A 19,587-nucleotide genomic window follows, 5' to 3' on the forward strand; every position below is an offset into this window, starting at 1 on the left:
CGTCAGACTCCCAGCGCGCGCTTCTGCGCGTCGATCAGTTGACGAATGCCGGCGTCGGCCAGATCGAGCAGCACGTTGCTTTGGTCACGCGTGAAAGGTTCACCTTCTGCGGTGCCCTGAATTTCGACGAAACCACCTTCGCTCGTCATGATGACGTTCATGTCGGTATCGCACGCGGAGTCTTCGACGTAGTTCAGGTCAAGGACCGGCTGGCCCTGATACAAGCCGACGGAGACGGCTGCGACGTGCGCGCGGATCGGGGACGTTTCAAGCTTGCCGTCGGCGATGAGCTTCGAGACGGCGTCGTGCGCGGCGACGAATGCGCCGGTGATCGACGCGCAGCGCGTGCCGCCGTCGGCCTGAATGACGTCGCAGTCGATCTGGATCGTGCGCGGACCAAACTTCTCCAGGTCGAACACGGCGCGCAGCGAACGGCCGATCAGACGCTGGATTTCCTGCGTGCGGCCGCTTTGCTTGCCACGCGCTGCCTCGCGATCACCACGGGTGTGCGTGGCGCGCGGCAACATGCCGTACTCGGCGGTGAGCCAGCCCTGACCGGAATCGCGCAGGAAGCCCGGCACTTTTTCTTCGACGCTGGCGGTGCAGATGACCTTCGTCTCGCCGCATTCGATCAGCACCGAACCTTCGGCGTAACGGGTGTATTGGCGGGTGATGCGCACGGGGCGCAATGCGTCTTGCGCACGGCCGTCCGGGCGGGTGATTTGCGTCATGAGTGAATGTCCTGCGAGGTGAATTTATGCGGCAATACCCGAATGGTATCGCTAAACGCCATCGGCTGGCCTGCACGTCACGTCGCCGCAGTCCGATTCGGCAGCGCAATCGCGCGTTCAATCTGAGCGGAATCGGGAGCCTGATCTGAAGCCTGATCGGGAGCCTTGGGCCGGAAAATGCGATAATCGCGTTTCATCCATTGCATGCGAAACCGGTCGCTGCATTGTTCCGCGAAAATTCTGTCACGGCGCTGTGGTACCGGTCACCCAGATGAAAGACAACAATATCTACAGTATGACCGGCTACGCCAGCGTCACGCGCGACATTGCGCATGCCGATGGAGCCGCAGGCGCGAGCGTGTCGGTCGAATTGCGCACGGTCAATTCGCGCTTCCTCGATCTGGCATTCCGCATGCCCGAAGAAGCGCGGGCGTGCGAACCGGTGCTGCGCGAAACGCTCACCGCGAAACTCTCACGCGGCAAGGTCGATATCCGTATCAACGTGCAACGTCCCGAGAACGGCACGAACGGTGCGCTCAATCTCGACGCCGTCAAACGACTCGCCGATCTCGAACAGCAAGTGCTCGCACTCTTCCCGGATGCCGAACGCATGCGCACGGGCGAAATCCTGCGCTGGCCGGGCGTGCTGGGCGAAGAGTCGGTAACGGCCGAAGCGTTGCGCGACGCGGTGATCGATGCGGGCCGTACGGCCATCGGCGATCTCGTGGACGTGCGCAAGCGCGAGGGCGCGCAACTCAAGGCGAGCCTGATCGAGCGCATCGAAAAGATGGAGACGATCCTCACCGGCCTGCAACCGCTCGTGCCGGAACTGATCTCGCGCCATCAGCAGAAAATCGTCGATCGCCTTCAGGAAGCGCTGGGCGTCGTCGTGCCGGAAGGTTCGGTTCCGCCGGGCAAGGAAGAAATCGCAGAACGTATTCGTCAGGAAGTGACGATGTACGGCGTGCGCATCGACGTTGCGGAAGAACTCACGCGACTCGACGCTCACCTGAAGGAAACCCGCCACATCCTCGACAAGGGAGGATTGGTCGGCAAACGGCTCGACTTCATGATGCAGGAGCTCAATCGCGAAGCGAATACGCTCGGCTCGAAGGCGGCCTCGAAGGAACTCGCGGATGCCTCGATGGAGCTCAAGCTCTACATCGAGCAGATGCGCGAGCAAGTGCAGAACCTGGAGTAAGTCGTATGTCTTCGCCATCCCAAGCCCCGCACACCCCCCTGCATGCCGAGTATCCCGGCAATCTGTTCATGGTGGTCGCCCCTTCGGGCGCGGGCAAATCCACGCTCGTCAATGCCCTGCTCGCGCAGGACAGCGACATTCGTCTGTCGATCTCGAGTACTACGCGCGCACCGCGTCCCAACGAGGAAGAGGGCGTGCATTACAACTTCGTCTCGGTCGAGCAGTTTCTGGAGCGCCGCAAGCGCGGCGAATTTCTGGAAAGCGCGGAAGTGCACGGCAACTATTACGGCACCTCGCGTGTGTGGATCGAAGATCAGATGCGCGAAGGCCGGGACGTGCTGCTGGAGATCGACTGGCAGGGCGCACAGCAGGTGCGTAAGCGCTTTTCGAACGCCGTGGGCATCTTCATTCTGCCACCGTCCATCGAGGCGCTCGAAGAGCGTTTGAAGAAGCGGGGGACCGACGAGCCCAAAGTGATTGCGCGACGTCTTCTGGCCGCAGGCGGTGAAATTGCCCACGCGCCCGAGGCGGATTTCATCATCATCAACGACGAATTCCAGCGCGCGCTCGATCAACTGCAATCGGTCTTCACGGCGGTGCGTCTGCGCTTTGCTTCGCAGTACGCGCGGCACAAGACGTTGTTCACGGATCTGGACATCCACGCGCCGAGCGAACATCAGTAACACCCGCAGGACAAGCGGCCTTCGCGTAGTGCGCGCGTTTTGCGCGTGTGCGCGCCGGCTGCGATAGAATACGCCTTATATTGAGAAGGAACCTCCTTATGGCCCGAATTACCGTTGAAGACTGCCTGAAACAAATTCCGAATCGCTTCGAGCTCGCACTCGCCGCGACCTACCGCGCCCGCCAACTGGCGCAAGGTCATACGCCGAAGCTCGAGAACAACAAGGACAAGCCGACTGTCGTCGCGCTGCGCGAAATCGCTGCGGGCCAGGTCGGCATCGAGATGCTCAAGAAAGTGCCGCTCTGATCGGGAGACTGCACTGATGCGATGTGACGTTCCGGGCCGCTCGACGATGCAGGTACACGTATGAGTCACGCGAAATCACCGGCCGCGTCCATCGCTGCGGATGAACCCAAAGCGGGGGAGCCGAAGCCCGAACGCAAGAAGAAAAAGGGCGAAAGCGCCACGCGACAGTACATCGACGCGCTGCTTGAGCAGTCCTATCGGCACCTTTTCGGTCCGACGGCAACGCCTGAGCAGCCGCGCAAGCACGAGGTCGTCTCGATCGCCCGTCTCAAGGGCATGCTTGGGGAATACCTCAAGGAAAGCGACCTCGCGCTGATCAAAGAAGCCTTCCAGTTCAGTGACGAAGCCCACCTTGGGCAATATCGTCAGAGCGGACAGCCTTACATTACCCATCCCGTTGCCGTAGCCGAGATCTGTGCCGAGTGGAAGCTCGACGCGCAGTCGATCATGGCCGCGTTGCTGCACGACGTGATGGAAGACCAAGGCGTGACCAAGGCCGAACTCGCCGAGCGATTCGGGCCGAAGGTCGCGGAACTGGTCGACGGCCTGTCGAAACTCGACAAGATGGAGTTTCGCAGCCGTGAAGAAGCGCAAGCCGAAAGCTTTCGCAAGATGCTGCTGGCGATGGCTCGCGACGTGCGCGTCATTCTCGTCAAGCTCGCAGACCGCCTGCACAACATGCGCACGCTGGGTGTCACGTCGACGGAGAAGCAGCGCCGTGTGGCGCGCGAGACGCTCGACATCTACGCACCCATCGCGCACCGCCTCGGTCTGAACAATACCTATCGCGAACTCCAGGATCTGAGCTTCGCGAACTACCACCCGCGTCGTTACGCCGTGCTCGACAAGGCCGTGAAGGCCGCGCGCGGCAATCGGCGCGAAGTGGTCGGCAAGATTCTCGACGCGGTCGAGAAGGCGCTCAAGGACGGCGAGGTCAGCGCCGACGTCTTCGGCCGCGAGAAAACGCTCTTCAGCATCTATACGAAGATGCAGGAAAAGCAGTTGTCGTTCTCGCAGGTGCTGGACGTGTACGGCTTCCGTGTCGTGGTCGAATCGAATACGCAGTGTTATCTCGCGCTCGGCGTGCTGCACGCGCTCTACAAGCCGGTGCCGGGCAAGTTCAAGGACTACATCGCGATCCCGAAGGTCAACGGCTATCAGTCGTTGCACACCACGCTCGTCGGTCCGTTCGGGGCACCGATCGAATTCCAGATCCGCACGCGCCGCATGCACGAGATTGCCGAAGCGGGCGTGGCGGCGCACTGGCTGTACAAGAACGGCGGCGCAGACATGAACGACGTGCAGAAGCACGCGCATCAATGGCTGCAATCGCTGCTCGACATCCAGAGCGAGACGGGCGACTCTACGGAATTCCTCGAACACGTCAAGATCGACCTGTTCCCCGACGCCGTCTACGTCTTCACGCCCAAGGCGCGCATCATGGCGCTGCCGCGCGGCGCGACGGCGCTCGATTTCGCCTATTCGGTCCACAGCGATCTGGGCAACCAGTGCGTGGCCGTCAAGATCAACAACGAGTTGCTGCCGCTTCGCACCGAGCTGAAGAACGGCGACATCGTGGAAGTCATTACCGCCCCCTATTCGAAGCCGAACCCCGTGTGGCTCGGCTTCGTGCGTACGGGCAAGGCGCGCTCGGCCATTCGTCATTATCTGAAGACGATGCGGTTTGCCGAGTCGGTGCAGCTTGGCGAGCGTCTCGTCGAGCAGGCGCTCAAGGGCTACGGCCTGACGATGAGCGAAATTTCACCGGAGATCTGGGACAAGCTCGCGCAGTGGACCGGCAACAAGGACCGTCAGGACATCTTCGCGGACATCGGGCTGGGACGCCGCGTGGCGGCGGTCATGGCCAAGCGTCTGGCGGTGCTGCTGTCGGGCAAGGAAGGCGAGAACGACGACAGCCCGGACGATCCCGATTCCCCGCGTACGGGCGACGAGAACGTCGGCCCGCCGGTGCTCATCACCGGCACCGAAGGCATGTCGGTGCAGTTCTCGGCGTGCTGCCGTCCGATTCCGGGCGATGCGATCATGGGCTACATCGGCATCGGGCTGGGTATGGCGATTCACACGACGGATTGCCCGGTCGCGCGCCGCATCCATCGCAAGGATCCGACCCGCTGGATCGATGTGGCGTGGGCGCCGCAGCCGGGCCGTCTGTTCGACGTCGGCATCAAGGTGCTCGTGCATCACAACCGTGGCGTGTTCTCGCGCGTGGCGGCGGATATCACGGCGTCGGATGCCAACATCGTGCACATCGGCATGGACGAAGTGGTGCCGGACGAGTCGGCCACGCTGCGCTTCCTCATCCAGGTGAGCGACCGCGTGCATCTCGCCAACGTGATGCGCCGGATTCGCGTGAATCCTGACGTGATGCGCGTGGCGCGAGAGCGTCCGAGCGAGCGGCATCAGGATGAGATCCACGCCAATCACGCCATGCGCATTGCGCGCGAGCGCGGCAACTACTGATCAGTTGTACCGATGACATGAAAAACGCCTCTCTTTCGGGAGGCGTTTTTCGTTGATGCGACGACCGATGTGTCCGCGGTCGCGTTTACTCCGATGGCGGATAACGCACGTCCAGAATCTCGATCTGATCGAGCCCGGCGGGGGTGCGCAACGGCACGGTGTCACCGACCTTCGATTTGGTGATGGCGCGAGCGATCGGCGAGATCCAACTGACGTGACCCCGTTCGAGATCGACCTCGTCGATACCGACGATCATGATCGTATGCTCGTCACCTTTGCCGTCGGCATAGGTCACTTCCGCCCCGAAAAACACCTGATCGACGTTTTCCTGACGGCGCGTGTCCACCACCTCGGCGTTGTCCAGTCGCCGCGTCAGGAAGCGGATGCGGCGATCGATCTCACGCAGGCGTCGCTTGCCGTAGATGTAATCGCCGTTCTCCGAGCGGTCGCCGTTCGACGCCGCCCACGACACGATCTTCACCACTTCGGGACGCTGATTGTCGATGAGATCGAGCAGTTCGTCTTTCAGACGACGATAGCCCGTCGGCGTGATGTAGTTCTTGGTACCCGCGGGAATCTCCGGGGCGCCGGCGTCGAGATCGTCATCGTCGTCGCCGTTATCTTCCTTGACGAAGGCCTTGTTCATAAGTCGAGGCGCGCGGCGAGCGCGTGCCAGAAGCGTTACACAATCCCTGCATTATAGGAGCGATGCCGCGAGCGCATGGGCAACGCTGCGCATTTCCGGTTTTTCCGGTCTCTGGGGCGATGGCAATCATGCTCAGGTGTCATGGAGCGCGCCGGCAATGTCCTCTACAATCGGGCAGCAAATCCCACACGAACCCCGCCACGCAGGAGAACCGCGCCATGACCGATTCCACGAGTCCTTTTCTTGCCGTGCTCAAGCCGCATCTGAGCGATATCGGCGCCTTCACCGTGCAGCGCAGCCTGCCCAGTCTGCCGTTCAAAACCGTCGGCCCGTTCATCTTCTTCGATCACATGGGTCCCGCGACGCTCTCGCCGGGGCAGGGCATGGACGTGCGTCCCCATCCGCATATCGGGCTGGCGACCGTTACGTATCTGTTCGACGGGCAGATATGGCACCGCGACAGCCTCGGCAGCGATCAGCGCATCACGCCCGGCGCGGTGAACTGGATGACGGCCGGACGCGGCATCGTCCACTCGGAGCGTACGCCGCCCGACGTGCGCGAGCGCGGGGGCGACGTGCACGGTATTCAGACGTGGGTCGCGCTGCCACAGGCAGACGAGGAGACGGCGCCGTCGTTCGCGCATCACGAAGCGTCATCGCTGCCGGACATCTTCCTGCCGGGCGTTCACATGCGTCTGATTCTCGGCGAGGCGTTCGGTGAGAAGGCCCCGGTGAAGGTCTTCTCGCCGATCTTCTATCTTGCGGTGGAGATGGAGCCCTGCGCGGCGTTCGTGCTGCCGCCCGAGTATGCCGAGCGCGCTGTTTATACGGTGCAGGGCGAGGTGACGGTGAACGACGAGACGTTGCCCGAACATCGCATGGGTGTGTTGGCTCAGGGCGGTGACATGCGCATCGTTGCGGGCGACAAACCGGCTCGCCTGATGCTGCTCGGCGGTGCGCCGCTGGACGGCGATCGCTTCATCTTCTGGAATTTCGTGTCGTCGAGCCGCGAGCGTATCGAGCAGGCGAAAGCCGCATGGACCGCGCAGGAGATGGGCACGGTGCCGGGTGAGACGGAGTGGATTCCATTGCCGGAGCGTAAGCCGTCGGCGAACTGAGGGGTTTGCCCGAGGGGCGTGCGGCGTGTGAGCGAGCGTGTCCCAGTGCCCTGGCGCCTTCGTACCTTAGTCCCCGACGCCTGCTGCCGAGATAACCGGCAGCAGGCGTTTTTTATGGATCTTGCCGACTCACGCGCTCAACACGATCACCGAGCAGTGTCGCTCTTCGAGCAAACGATGGGAGACGGCACCGAAGTTGAGCCGGTCGCCGAAGCGCGGTTGCACGCCGAGCACAAGCAGATTGTGTTTGCCGTGACGGATCTGATGCAGCACCGCGTCGTCGATCTTGCCGCCCGCGAGCAGCCGCGTGCGCAGCTTCACGCCATTGCGCTCGGCCAGCGAGTGCAGGTTGTCCATCATGGCGGCTTCGGCGGCGTCCGGACGCAGCACACGCGGACGCCAGCGGCGATGCAGCATGCCCGGCGCCACGCGCGCGGAAACGTGTAGCGCCGTGACGGGCGCGTTGGCGGCCCGGGCAAGCGTGATCGCCAGCTCGGCCGCGTGCCGCGAATAGTCCGTGCCCGAGACCGGCACAAGGATGTTGAGCGGCGCGTCGGGCTTGCGCACGTGGTCGCCATGAGCGAGCACGATAGCGATCGCGCCGTCGAACGCTTTGGTCAGCGGCAACACGCCGGTCGGCAGGGGCAGTGGCGGGACGTCGGAGTCCGATTCCTCGCCGGGGGCGTCGAAGCCGGCGATCACGAAGCCGTAGCCCTTGGCGATTTCGTCCGAGATCCGCGCGGCCTCATGACTGCGCTCCGGCTGCTCGGCTTCCTGCTCACGCGCGGTATCCGACGGATCGCTCGCGACGAACTCGCCTTCTTCGGTCGCGTCGCTCACGCGCTTGTCGTCATGCGCCTCGCCGACAGGCTCGTGCTTCGGAATGTTCTTATCCGACGTGCCGGCGGACGATGGCTTGTCATCCGTGCCATCCTTGTCTTCCTTGACCGGCCCGTGCGGCAATTCGGGCGTCTTCTGAGGCGATTTTCCCGTGCGCTCGCGCAGCACCAGGCGCGCCGCTTCACGCTCGACGTCCGTCGGCTTGTCCTCTTCGACGCCGGGCGTGCCGGGCGCGCGGGGGATGGCGCGGGTGGCGGCCGCGAGGGCGATGTCGTAGGCGTCCAGCCCGGCACCTTCGTCGTCGCTATTGCCGCCATCGCCGTGTTCGGATTTGGCCGGTTTCCCGTTGCGGCGAGGGGATCTACCGGCGGACGTCTCAGATGTGACGCCCGTCGGGGCCGTCGTGTCCATCTCGTCAGACTTGTCGCGTTTGGGAGATGTGCCGTTCTCCGCGTGGTTGTTGGCGTCTGCCGCAGAGCTATCTTCTTTGTCCTTGCCTGTGTCCTTTCGCGGCTCGCGGACTTCCCGTGCCACCTTGCCGCCGTCCGTGCCCGCTGGCGCGGGCGCCAGCACGGTGGTGAGCGTGCCGCGCACGCCGGCTGTCAGCCCGGCGATCCACGCGGCGAAGCGCCCGTTGGCGCTGCCGTCGACGGCAGCGAGAATGCGCTCCACGTTCGGGAGAAAGTCCTTCTCCTCCGCCGCTTCCTTCTCCAGGCGCGCTTTCTCTTGCGCCGAGAGAGGAATGCGCACGAGCGCCCGCCGCAACACCGGCGGCATGATGAGTGTGGTGATGAGCGCCATGATGACGATCATTGTGAACAGGTCCTTGCTCAGCACGCCGAGCGACAGACCGATACTCGCCACGATGATCTCGGTCGAGCCGCGCGCGTTCATGCCTGTGGCGAGCGCGAGCGCTTCGGCAGAGGACATGTCGCCGAGACGTCCGCCGATGAAGCAACCCGTGAACTTGCCGATGCTCGCGATCAGAATCAACCCGGCGACCAGCCCCAGCATGCGCCAGTCGAGCAGAATCGTCAGATCGACCGACAATCCCGCCACGCCAAAGAATACCGGGGCGAAGAGCGCGACGATCAACCCGCGCAATTGGGCTTCGATCTGCTCGGACAAAATGGGTGACTGCCCGATCATCACGCCAGCCATGAACGCGCCGAGCGCCGTATGCACGCCGAGCTTGTCGGTCGCGAGCGCCAGCACGAACGTGATGACGAGGATCGCGCTGAGCACTGGCATCTCGACGGTAAAGCGATCGTTCGTCCAGCGAATCGCTACGGCGACGGCGCGCTTGCCGACGGTGAAGCACAAGACGATGAACAGCAGCGTGCCCCCGAGGCTGATCGACAGATGTCCGAGATCGACCGTTCCGCTGGCCCCCAGCCCGGCGATGGCGGCGATGATGATCCAGCCGGTGGTGTCGTCGAGAATGGCGGCGGCCAGAATGATCTGACCGATGTTGCGGCGCAGGTAATCGACTTCGCGAATGACCATCGCCACGACCTTGACCGACGAGATCGACAGGGCCGTGCCGAGGAACAGCGACGTGACGAGCCGCGCCTCGGGGTGCGGCAGCAGATTGTCGGGCAGATGCCAGCCGAGCGCGAAGCCACACGCGAACGGAATGATCATGCCGCCCGCAGACGCGAAGATCGCCATGCGCTTCATGCGGCGCACGAGCCCCAGATCGGTCTCCAGACCGGTGGAGAGCAGCAGCAACAGCACCCCAAGCTCGGAGACCGCGTCGAGCATCTTTTTCTGGGTTTCGGTGTCGGGGAAGACGGCGTGTTGCCAGGCAGGCAACAGCGCACCGAAGATGGACGGGCCGAGCAGTACGCCGGCGAGCAACTGGCCCATGACCGCGGGTTGGCGCAGACGCTGCATGACCTCGCCGAGCAAACGGCCGACGAGGACCAGCAAGAGCAGTTGGGTGAAGAAGATTGCCGTGCCGTGGCCTGCGTGCATGTGCCTCCCTGCCTGTTATCGGACCGGTCGGGCATGTGACGAGACGCTTGGCCGAGGCGGGAACCTGGGGCGCGTTAGCGCGTCCGTACCGATTTGCCCAGTTTTGCGATTACCATGCTTCAAGCTGGCGGCCGTTTTCTATGAGTGACGGCCGCTATGGACGCAATTTACCACGCTCGATAGGACCTATGATCGATACCAACCTTGCCAGCTTCGATGAAGACGTGCTGGCCGTCTCGCATCAGGTGCCCGTGCTGGCCGACTTCTGGGCGCCGTGGTGCGGCCCATGCAATACGCTCGGGCCGATGCTCGAGAAGCTCGAGGCCGAAGCGCAGGGACGCATCCGTCTCGTGAAGATCAACGCCGACGAGAACGCGCAGCTTTGCGCAGAATACGGCGTGCGCAGCCTGCCGACGGTCGTCGCCTTCGTCGACGGTGAACCCGTCGATCAGTTCGTTGGCGCGCTGCCGGAAGGACAACTGCGCGCGTTCATCGAGCGCATCGTGCCGAACCCCGCGGAGATGGCGCGCAAGGTTGCCCGTACGGCATTGGCCGAAGGGCAGCCCGCCGTGGCGCGCGACGCCTTGCAAGCCGCGCTCGCGCTCGACCCCGCGCACGACGACGTGCGCCTCGATCTCGTCGACGTGTTGCTCGGCATGGGCGACACGCAAGGCGCACGCACTGAGTTGACGCTGGTGTCCCCGCGCACGGCCGCCAGTGGCGACGCCCGCATCGCGGCGCTCAATACGCGTATCGCTGCGGCCGAGCAGGCGAGCCAATTGCCGCCGGCCGACGAGCTGCTCGCGCGGGTGAATGCCGATCCGTCCAATTTGCAGGCGCGTCTGGATCTCGCGAATCGTTATCTGGCCGAGCGTGCATATGAGCCCGCGCTGGCGGCGCTACTCGACATCGTGCAACGCGACCGGTCGTTTGGCGACGATGCCGGACGCAAGTCGATGCTGGCGATTTTCGACGCGTTGTCCGAATCCGATCCTGCGACGGTGGCCGCATGGCGCCGCAAACTGAGCGCAGCGCTGAACTGAGCGCCGAACTGAGTGACCCACGCCCTCTGACTCTCACCGACCACCGATGACTGCTTCTTCGACACCTTCCCTGATTACCTTCGCCCCCGCGCAAGCGGGTGAGGCCATCTTCGATCATCCGGCAGAGGCGCGCCGGGTGAGCGGCAATCCGCAGCGCGTGACACGGCCCTTTTACACGGACGCTCTCGGCGAATTCGATTGCGGCGAATGGACGTGCGAGCCCGGCGCATGGCGCATCGCCTTCGGCCCACACCGTCAGGAATATTTCTCGATTATCGAGGGACGTATCCGGATCAGCGATCTCGCAGGCAATGCGTCTGAGTTCGGCCCCGGCGACGCCTGCGTGATTCCGGCGGGATTCGAAGGGGTGTTCGAGGTCGTGGAGCCGGTGCGCAAGCATTTCGTGATGTTCGAGCGCAAGGCCGCCTGAAACATCTGAATCACCTGAATCCTCTGAGGCAGCGTCATGACACGTCTGATCTTTTTCTGCGGTCACGCCGGAGCAGGCAAGACAACGCTGGCGAAGCGGCTGATCCGTCCGCTGATCGCGCGCAGCGGCGAAGCGTTCTGCCTGCTCGATAAAGACACGCTTTACGGGGCTTACAGCGCATCCGTCATGGGTGCGCTGACAGGCAATCCGAATGACCGCGACAGCCCGCTCTATCTGGAGACGTTGCGCGAGCCGGAGTACGCCGGGCTACTCGAGACGGCACGTGAGAATCTGCGTCTGGGCGTGAACGTGCTGGTCGTCGGACCGCTTTCGCGCGAATTGCGCGAAGGCTTGCTGTTCGATCGCGCGTGGCTGGATGTCGACGACGATGTCGGCGTGCATGTGGTCTGGGTGGATCTGGACGAGACGCATGCGCACGAGCGGATCGTGAACCGCGGCAATCCGAACGACGCCTACAAGCTGGCGCATTGGGAGGAGTACCGTCTGCGCCGCTTCATGCCGCCTGCGGCTGCGTTCCCCGGGCTCGTGCGATTCGACAACACGGCGCCGACGGCCGAAGACGACGAGCAACTGTTGCAGACGCTGCTGGCACACACGCGCTGAGCGGGAGGGCAGGCGAGGGCATTGGGCGTGTCATCGACAGGCCGGAAGACACGGCCGCCGCCGCATGCCGTGACGCTCGCATCGCTCGACGGGAATATTCCGAAAAGACGCGAGGCCGTGAGGATGGGGATCGGCCCATCGCTAAGGTATGGGCATTTTCCTTCCTGGTATCGCGTCGATCATGCCCCTTCTGCCCATATCGTCCCGTTCATGCCGTTTGCCCGTCTCGTTTCGCCGGTGGCTTCGCGTCCTCGCGCTTTCCTTGTCCGCAGCAACGTCATGCACGGCACTGGCCGATGCGCCGCCAATGGTCGGCATGCCGCGCCTGAGCACGGTATCCGCGCCCGCGCGGGAACCGTCGACGGCGTTGCTGCCTGCTGGCGATGAGGTGTCTGCGGCATCTGAAGTCGCCGGGACGGCGGACGATACCCCGACCCTGACCCGCATCCGTGAGCGCGGACGCATCCTGCTCGGCTATCGGCAGACGGCCGTCCCTTTTTCGTATGTCGACGCACAGGATCAGCCGATGGGCCTGGCCTGGGCGCTCTGTCAGCGCATCGTGCCCGCGTTGCAGCGCGAGATGGCGATGCCCGAACTGCGCAGCACGCCGGTGCGCATCATCGAGCAGATGCGCGGGCCGCTGATCAAGGGCGACGCAATCGACATCGATTGCGCGCCGTCGACGGTCACGGCCGCACGCGAGCAACAGGTGGCGTTCAGCTTGCCGTATTACGCGGCGCACGTCCGGTTGATGGTGCGCCGAGGGGCCGGCATCGACTCGATCGACGATCTGCGCGGGTTGCGGCTCGCGGTCGTGCAGGGAACCACGGCCGAGCGGCTCGTTCGCGCGCAGCATGCCCGTGCCGGGTTCCAGTTACTGATGGCCCGCGATTACGACGACGCCTTTCGCATGCTGCGCGAGCGCCGTGCGCAGGCACTCGCGCTTGACGACGTCCTGCTCGAAGGCTTGCGCGCCACTAGCAAGGCGCCGGAGGCGTTTCGTATCGTCGGCGAGCCGCTTTCTGGGCAGGCCGAGTATTACGCGTTGGTCATGCCGAAAGACGACCCGGCGTTCAAGAACAAGGTCGATGCCGTGCTGGCCGCGATGTTCCGTAGCGGCGAGATGGCCCGGCTTCAGCGCGAATCGTTCCGGGCGGCATTGTCACCCCACGGGCATGGCCAGCCGCTGGCACCGTCTGCTGAAACGATGGCGCTATGGGAAAGCGGGGCGCGCTATGGTGTCGAGCAGGAGGCTTCGGCGTCGTCGCCTGCCGCAGGCAGTTAGTCGGCGCGACGAATGTCCCGATTCCCGTCACGCATAAGCTAATGACGAAGATTTCTTTGTGCGATTGCACACATCTCTGTAAATTCCTATCGTGCTGTTAATCCGATAGGAATTTGCTGTGACCGGTATCAAGGAAGTCAACTGGAACATCGCCGCCAAGCGTGTCGCGCTCGGCCTCTCTCTGTGGTTCGCCGCTCAGGCGGGGGTGTCGACCGCGATGGCAGCCCCCGCGAAGGCAGACGCTGTCGTCGCGCTGCCGACCGTCAGCGGTGAATTGACCGGCACCCTCAAGAAGATTCACGACACCGGGCTGATTACGCTCGGCTACCGTGAGGCCGCCATTCCGTTCGCCTACGTGAACGACAAGGGCAAGCCCGTCGGCTATACGATGGACCTCTGCTATGCGGTGGTCGATGCCGTCAAGACGGCGCTGAACATGCCGAATCTGCGGGTGCGTGAAATGTCGATCACCCCGCAGAACCGTATTCCGCTGGTGAAGAACGGCACGGTCGACCTCGACTGCGCGCCGAATACGATTACGCCGGAGCGCGCCGAGCAGGTGGGCTTCAGCAATCCGTACTACGTCTCGGAAGTGCGTCTGCTGGTCAACAAGAAGGACAACATTCGCGACCTGCAAGACCTGAAGGGGCAGAATCTGGTCGCCTCGGCCGGCTCGACCGGTGAGCGTCTGGCGCGCATGCAGGCCGACAAGTTCGGGTTCCGCGTGATTCCGGCCCGCGACCATGCCGAATCGATGATTACGCTGGAAACCGGCCGCGCCAAGGCGTTTGCCCTCGATGACGTGCTGCTCTCCGGCTTCCGCGCGAATGCCCGCGATCCGGAGTCGTTCGCCATCGTTGGCGCACCGCTGGAGACGGAGCTCAACGCGTTGATGCTGCGTCGCGACGATCCGCAGTTCAAGCGCTTCGTGGACACCACGCTGGCGCACGTCTATAGCTCGGGCGAGATCCGCCGCATTCAGCGCAAGTGGTTCCAGCAACCGATCCCGCCGCGTAATGTGAATCTGAACCTCGAACCGAGCAAGGAAGTGGTCGAGGTCTGGCGCAAGGGGTCGCAAGTGACCGAATGACGCAGCGGGACGCCATGTCCCGCAATGCCACGTAGCGTAAGGCCCGGGAGCCCGCCGATAGCGATATCGGCGGGCTTCGTCGTTTACACATTTCGGCCCCGCGTTTACACGTTGTTTACACCCCCTTTACCCCTTTTGTCCCCGTCTTTATGCGCCCCTACGTATCGTTCAGGGCACGGCTGGCGAGCGCTGAGCAAGGGCGCGTCGCGTCCGTGGCTTGCCGGCCGCCACACGATAGGGAGTTGTCATGGACTGGTTATATCTCGGCGTGATCGTGGTGTTCGTTGCCACGACCGTCGGCTTTGTCGCGTTTTGCGCGTCGGTAGGGGGGCAGCAATGACAGCCATGTATTGGCTGAGCGGCGGACTCACGCTCGCGCTGCTCGCTTATCTCGTCTACGCGCTGTTCAAGCCGGAGGATCTCGCATGACACTCAATGCCTGGATCCAGCTCGGCGTTTTCCTCGTCGTGCTACTGGTGCTGGCGCGCCCGCTCGGCCGTTTCATGGCCGACGTGCTCGCCGGTGAATCGCGCGTGAACCGCTGGTTCGCGCCGCTCGAACGCGGCCTGTATCGCCTGTGCGGTGTGCATCCCGAGCAGGAAATGCACTGGCGCGCCTATGCGATTGCGCTGATCGGTTTCAATGCCGTGGGCGCCTTCGCCGTTTATGCACTGCAACGCTGGCAAGTGTGGTTGCCGTTCAACCCGCAAGCCTTCGGCAATGTGACGCCGGATTCGTCGATGAACACTGCCGTCAGCTTCGTGGCGAACACGAACTGGCAGGGTTACGCCGGCGAATCGACGATGAGCTATCTGACGCAGATGCTCGGCCTCGCCGTTCAGAACTTCCTGTCGGCAGCCACGGGTATCGCGGTCGTCGTCGCGTTGATTCGCGGCTTCGCGCGTCATACGGCGCAGACCATCGGCAACTTCTGGGTCGACATGACCCGTATCACGCTCTACATCCTCGTGCCGCTGTCGGTGATTCTTGCCGCGGCGTTCTTGAGCCAGGGCGTGATTCAGAACTTCGACGCCTATAAGGACGTGACGACGCTTCAGGTCACGCACTACGACAATCCGGTCCTCGGCCCGGACGGTCAGCCGAAGATGGACGCCGCCGGCAAGCCGGTGACGACCCCCGCCCAGACGCAGACGCAAACCCTGCCGATGGGGCCGGTGGCTTCGCAGGAAGCGATCAAGATGCTCGGCACCAATGGTGGCGGCTTCTTCAACGCGAACTCGGCGCATCCGTATGAGAACCCGACGCCGCTCGCGAACTTCCTGCAAATCCTCGCGATCTTCCTGATCCCGGCGGCGCTGTGCCACACGTTCGGACGCATGGTCGGCGACCGTCGTCAGGGGCTGGCGATTCTGGCGGCCATGACAATTGCGTTCTCGATCGCAGCGGTCGCGACCGTCTCTGCCGAGCAGGCAGGCAACCCGGTGCTCACCACGCTCGGTGTCGACCAGCAGGTCAGCGCGACGCAGTCGGGCGGCAACATGGAAGGCAAGGAAACGCGCTTCGGTATCGTCTCGTCGGGCATTTTCGCGACGGTGACGACGGCGGCGTCGTGCGGCGCGGTCAACGCGATGCACGACTCGCTCACCCCGTTGGGCGGGCTGGTGCCGATGCTGTTGATGCAACTGGGTGAGGTGATCTTCGGCGGTGTGGGCTCGGGCCTGTACGGCATGCTCGTCTTCGCCATGCTCGCCGTGTTCGTCGCGGGGCTGATGATCGGTCGTACGCCGGAGTATCTCGGCAAGAAGATCGAAGCGTACGAGATGAAGATGGTCGCCGTGGCCGTGCTGATGACGCCGCTGCTGGTGCTGCTCGGTACCGCACTCGCCGTGCTCGTGCCGGCCGGCCAAGCCGGTGTGCTGAACCCGGCAACACACGGCTTCTCCGAAATTCTGTACGCGTACAGCTCGGCGGCGAACAACAACGGCAGCGCGTTCGCGGGTCTGTCGGCCAACACGCCGTTCTACAACACCACGCTGGGCATCGCGATGTGGTTCGGCCGCTTCTGGGTGATCGTGCCGGTACTGGCGATTGCCGGGGCGCTGGCGCGCAAGAAGCGCATTGCCGCGACGTCGGGCACGTTGCCCACGCACGGTCCGCTGTTTGTCGTGCTGCTGCTCGGCACGGTGCTGCTGGTGGGTGCGCTCACCTACGTGCCGGCGCTTGCACTCGGTCCGGTCGCCGAACATCTGGCGATGATCGGTGCGCATTGAACAATGAAATGAGGCATTCGAGGCACTCATGAATCAAACCTCAGGAAATACTGTCACCCGGCAGGCGGGCGAGGGTCATACATCGGCGACAAAGTCGATGTTCGACCCGGCCATCGTCAAGCCGGCCATCGTGGACTCGTTCCGCAAGCTGCATCCGCTCACGCAGGCGAAGAACCCTGTGATGTTCGTGGTGTACGTCGGCAGTCTGCTCACGACCGTGCTGTTCGGCATGGCCGTGGCGGGCCACGCTGAGGCGAGCGCGCCCTTCATCCTCGCGATCACGCTGTGGCTGTGGTTCACGGTGCTGTTCGCGAACTTTGCCGAAGCGCTGGCCGAAGGGCGCAGCAAGGCGCAGGCGGCATCGCTGCGTCAGGCGAAGAAGAACGTGCCGGCCAAGCAGTTGCGCTCGGCGCGTCGCGATGCCGAATGTCTGGTCATCGATAGCGCCAGTCTGCGTCGCGGCGACTTCGTGCTGGTCGAAGCCGGTGACGTCATTCCGGCCGACGGCGAAGTGGTCGAAGGCGTGGCGTCGGTCGACGAATCGGCCATTACGGGCGAATCGGCGCCGGTCATTCGCGAATCGGGCGGCGACTTCTCGGCCGTGACCGGCGGCACGCGTGTGCTGTCGGACTGGGTCATCATGAAGGTGACGGTCAACCCGGGCGAGGCGTTTCTCGATCGCATGATCGCGATGGTGGAAGGCGCGAAGCGTCAGAAGACGCCGAACGAAATCGCGCTCACGATTCTGCTCGTCGCGCTCACGCTGGTGCTGCTGCTCGCCACGGCCACGCTGCTGCCTTATTCGATCTACAGCGTATTCGTCACGCACGCCGGGAATCCGGTCACGATCACGGTGCTCGTCGCGCTGCTGGTGTGTCTGATTCCGACGACCATCGGCGGGCTGCTGTCGGCCATCGGTGTGGCGGGCATGAGCCGCATGATGCAGGCGAACGTGATCGCGACGTCGGGCCGCGCCGTTGAAGCGGCGGGGGACGTAGACGTGCTGCTGCTCGACAAGACGGGCACGATCACGCTGGGCAATCGCCAGGCATCGCAGTTCGTGCCCGCCCCGGGCGTGGACGAGCGCACGCTGGCCGATGCCGCGCAGCTCGCCTCGCTCGCCGACGAAACGCCGGAAGGCCGCAGCATCGCCGTGCTCGCCAAGCAGCGCTTCAATCTGCGTGAGCGCGAGATGAGCGGTCTGAATGCACTCTTCATTCCGTTCACGGCGCAAACGCGCATGAGCGGCGTGGACCTCGCCGACAAGCAGATCCGCAAGGGTGCTGCCGAGGCCGTGAAGCGTTACGTCGAAGCGGCGGGCGGCGCATGGCCGGTGGCGCTGGCGAGCGCGGTGGACGACATCGCCCGTCGCGGCAGCACGCCGCTGGTCGTGGCCGAGCAGGATGCGAACGGCGCACGTGCACTGGGCGTGATCGAGCTCAAGGACGTGGTCAAGGGCGGCATCAAGGAGCGTTTCGCCGAATTGCGTCAGATGGGGATCACCACGCTGATGGTCACGGGGGACAACCGTCTGACGGCGGCGGCGATTGCCGCCGAAGCCGGGGTGGACGACTTCCTCGCGGAAGCCACGCCGGAAGAAAAGCTCGCGACGATTCGCAAGTACCAGGCCGAAGGCAAGCTGGTGGCCATGACGGGCGATGGCACGAACGACGCGCCGGCGCTCGCACAGGCCGACGTGGCGGTGGCGATGAACTCGGGCACGCAGGCGGCGAAGGAAGCCGGCAACATGGTCGACCTCGATTCGAACCCGACCAAGCTCATCGAAATCGTCGAGATCGGCAAGCAGATGCTGATGACGCGCGGCAGTCTCACCACGTTCTCGATTGCGAACGACGTGGCGAAGTACTTCGCGATCATTCCGGCCGCCTTCGCCACGACGTACCCGCAGCTCGACGCGCTCAACGTGATGCGACTGGCAAGCCCGTCGTCGGCCATTTTGTCGGCGGTGATCTTCAACGCGCTGATCATCGTGGTGCTGATTCCGCTGGCGCTCAAGGGCGTGAAGTATCGCCCGCTCGGGGCCGCGACGCTGCTGCGCCGCAACCTCTTCATCTACGGTCTGGGCGGGATTCTGGTGCCGTTCGTCGGGATCAAGATCATCGACATGTTCATCGCCGCGATGGGCTGGGCCTGATCGTGAAAGGGCCCGGACGCGTTGGCCGAAGCGGCTGAGCGTGCGGGCCACATCGCAGAAACTCTAAGGAATAGACGTCATGAAAACCCTCTTGCGCCCGATGCTGAGCCTGTTCGTCGTGCTCTCGGTCATCACGGGGCTGGTGTATCCGCTGGTCGTGACCGGCATCGGCCGGGCGGCGTTCTCGCGCGAAGCCGCCGGCAGCCTGATCTACAAGGACGGCAAGGCCGTCGGCTCCTCGCTGATCGGTCAGAACTTCGACGAACCGAAGTACTTCTGGGGCCGCCTGTCGGCCACGTCGCCGAATCCGAACAACGCCACGGCGTCGGGCGGCTCGAACTTCGGCCCGCTCAACCCGGGGCTGACCGACGCCGTCAAGGGCCGCATCGCCGCGCTGCGCGAAGCGGATCCGAGCGCCCAACTGCCGGTGCCCGCCGATCTGGTGACGGCCTCGGGCAGCGGTCTCGACCCGGAAATCAGCCCGGCCGCCGCCGAGTATCAGGTGGTGCGTGTGGCCAAGGCCCGCGGTCTGACGCCGGACGCCGTGCGTGAGCTTGTCGCGCGCAATACGCAGGGCCGCCAATGGGGAATTTTCGGAGAACCCCGGGTGAATGTTCTGAAGCTCAACCTGGCGTTGGATGGTTTGGCACGCGGCGCCGTCTGAAAGGCGCAGCCGCAGGCAGCGAGAACCGGAGAATCGCTGGTTTTGCCCTTCGGCCTGCGGTAGATTGGCGGCACGCCCTGCGC

17 protein-coding genes are annotated in these 19,587 nt (G+C 64.0%); 14 read left to right on the forward strand and 3 right to left on the reverse strand.

Annotated elements, in window-relative coordinates:
- Positions 1–2: 2 nt before the first annotated feature.
- Positions 3–731, reverse strand: a complete 729-nt coding sequence (rph, locus tag C5N93_RS17720) for a ribonuclease PH (RefSeq protein WP_242560319.1) — start codon at positions 729–731, stop codon at positions 3–5.
- Between the two features lie 271 nt (positions 732–1,002).
- On the opposite strand from rph, the gene C5N93_RS17725 reads away from it, so the two are divergent.
- From C5N93_RS17725 to C5N93_RS17740, 4 genes are all read left to right on the forward strand, one after another.
- Positions 1,003–1,932, forward strand: coding sequence for a YicC/YloC family endoribonuclease (locus C5N93_RS17725; protein WP_242560320.1), 930 nt, complete (start codon positions 1,003–1,005; stop codon positions 1,930–1,932).
- Between the two features lie 5 nt (positions 1,933–1,937).
- Entirely contained in the window at positions 1,938–2,615 is a 678-nt protein-coding gene (gmk, locus tag C5N93_RS17730; RefSeq protein WP_242560321.1) for a guanylate kinase, read from the forward strand.
- A 98-nt stretch (positions 2,616–2,713) separates the two neighbouring features.
- Positions 2,714–2,920 (forward strand): DNA-directed RNA polymerase subunit omega, encoded by a 207-nt coding sequence (gene rpoZ, locus C5N93_RS17735; RefSeq protein ID WP_039397582.1) that lies wholly within the window; start codon positions 2,714–2,716, stop codon positions 2,918–2,920.
- A 60-nt stretch (positions 2,921–2,980) separates the two neighbouring features.
- Positions 2,981–5,401, forward strand: coding sequence for a bifunctional (p)ppGpp synthetase/guanosine-3',5'-bis(diphosphate) 3'-pyrophosphohydrolase (locus tag C5N93_RS17740; RefSeq protein WP_242560322.1), 2,421 nt, complete (start codon positions 2,981–2,983; stop codon positions 5,399–5,401).
- Positions 5,402–5,486: 85 nt separating this feature from the next.
- Here the strand turns inward: C5N93_RS17740 and greB are convergent, their stop codons facing one another.
- Positions 5,487–6,047, reverse strand: coding sequence for a transcription elongation factor GreB (gene greB / locus C5N93_RS17745; protein WP_069343084.1), 561 nt, complete (start codon positions 6,045–6,047; stop codon positions 5,487–5,489).
- Positions 6,048–6,265: 218 nt separating this feature from the next.
- Here greB and C5N93_RS17750 point away from each other — a divergent pair, with 218 nt between their 5' ends.
- Positions 6,266–7,165 (forward strand): pirin family protein, encoded by a 900-nt coding sequence (locus tag C5N93_RS17750; RefSeq protein ID WP_242560323.1) that lies wholly within the window; start codon positions 6,266–6,268, stop codon positions 7,163–7,165.
- A 129-nt stretch (positions 7,166–7,294) separates the two neighbouring features.
- Here C5N93_RS17750 and C5N93_RS17755 read toward each other — a convergent pair whose 3' ends face one another.
- The gene (locus C5N93_RS17755; RefSeq protein ID WP_242560324.1) at positions 7,295–9,982 is read right to left on the reverse strand and encodes a cation:proton antiporter; all 2,688 of its coding nucleotides are present in this window, start codon (positions 9,980–9,982) and stop codon (positions 7,295–7,297) included.
- Between the two features lie 191 nt (positions 9,983–10,173).
- On the opposite strand from C5N93_RS17755, the gene trxA reads away from it, so the two are divergent.
- The 9 genes from trxA (at position 10,174) to kdpC (ending at position 19,504) form a co-directional block, all read left to right on the forward strand.
- Complete coding sequence (gene trxA, locus C5N93_RS17760) at positions 10,174–11,025, forward strand: thioredoxin (protein ID WP_242560444.1); 852 nt, start codon at positions 10,174–10,176, stop codon at positions 11,023–11,025.
- 46 nt (positions 11,026–11,071) lie between these two features.
- Positions 11,072–11,455 (forward strand): cupin domain-containing protein, encoded by a 384-nt coding sequence (locus tag C5N93_RS17765; protein ID WP_242560325.1) that lies wholly within the window; start codon positions 11,072–11,074, stop codon positions 11,453–11,455.
- A gap of 36 nt (positions 11,456–11,491) precedes the next feature.
- Positions 11,492–12,079, forward strand: coding sequence for an AAA family ATPase (locus C5N93_RS17770; protein WP_242560326.1), 588 nt, complete (start codon positions 11,492–11,494; stop codon positions 12,077–12,079).
- Between the two features lie 262 nt (positions 12,080–12,341).
- The gene (locus C5N93_RS17775; protein ID WP_242560327.1) at positions 12,342–13,364 is read left to right on the forward strand and encodes an amino acid ABC transporter substrate-binding protein; all 1,023 of its coding nucleotides are present in this window, start codon (positions 12,342–12,344) and stop codon (positions 13,362–13,364) included.
- Positions 13,365–13,482: 118 nt separating this feature from the next.
- On the forward strand, positions 13,483–14,454 hold the full coding sequence (locus C5N93_RS17780; RefSeq protein WP_242560328.1) for a transporter substrate-binding domain-containing protein: 972 nt from the start codon (positions 13,483–13,485) through the stop codon (positions 14,452–14,454).
- 336 nt (positions 14,455–14,790) lie between these two features.
- Complete coding sequence (gene kdpF, locus C5N93_RS17785) at positions 14,791–14,883, forward strand: K(+)-transporting ATPase subunit F (RefSeq protein ID WP_063389843.1); 93 nt, start codon at positions 14,791–14,793, stop codon at positions 14,881–14,883.
- A complete protein-coding gene (kdpA, locus tag C5N93_RS17790; RefSeq protein ID WP_242560329.1) occupies positions 14,880–16,685 on the forward strand; it encodes a potassium-transporting ATPase subunit KdpA in 1,806 nt (601 codons plus the stop codon). Before kdpF ends, kdpA begins: the two co-directional genes overlap by 4 nt.
- Positions 16,686–16,713: 28 nt before the next feature.
- On the forward strand, positions 16,714–18,840 hold the full coding sequence (gene kdpB, locus C5N93_RS17795; protein WP_150723314.1) for a potassium-transporting ATPase subunit KdpB: 2,127 nt from the start codon (positions 16,714–16,716) through the stop codon (positions 18,838–18,840).
- 79 nt (positions 18,841–18,919) lie between these two features.
- Positions 18,920–19,504 (forward strand): potassium-transporting ATPase subunit KdpC, encoded by a 585-nt coding sequence (kdpC, locus tag C5N93_RS17800; RefSeq protein ID WP_069343092.1) that lies wholly within the window; start codon positions 18,920–18,922, stop codon positions 19,502–19,504.
- Positions 19,505–19,587 lie beyond the last annotated feature (83 nt).

Origin of the sequence: Pandoraea sp. LA3, assembly GCF_022696215.1 — a bacterium.
GTDB classification, from domain to species: domain Bacteria; phylum Pseudomonadota; class Gammaproteobacteria; order Burkholderiales; family Burkholderiaceae; genus Pandoraea; species Pandoraea capi.